The organism is Halomonas sp. SIMBA_159 (genome assembly GCF_046536035.1).
GTDB classification, from domain to species: Bacteria; Pseudomonadota; Gammaproteobacteria; order Pseudomonadales; family Halomonadaceae; genus Vreelandella; species Vreelandella venusta_A.
Genome location: NZ_JAWJBT010001303.1, coordinates 1 through 245 on the forward strand (window position 1 = coordinate 1; position 245 = coordinate 245).

At 71.4% G+C, this 245-nt stretch carries 1 protein-coding gene; it reads right to left on the reverse strand.

Annotation, left to right across the window (positions count from 1 at the left end):
- Positions 1–245: AMP-binding protein (locus R0J87_RS23465; protein WP_498889387.1), on the reverse strand; the 245-nt coding region annotated here is incomplete at both ends.

Consider the following 245-nt stretch of genomic DNA (forward strand, 5'->3'; position numbering starts at 1 on the left):
CCCGCCTTGAGCGCCCCGAGCCAGCAGGCGACCGTCCACGGGCCGTTGAGCATCCGCAGCAGCACCCGGTTGCCGGGCACGAGGCCGTGGTCTTCGACGAGGACCTGAGCGAACTGGTCAGCCCGCCGCCGGAGTTCGCCATAGCTCCACGACGATCCGTCTGCGAGCAGGATCGCGGCTCGGTCGGGCCCGAAGCGGTCGATCGTGCGGTCGAGGAGCTCGACCGCGGCGTTCAGCCGTTCGGG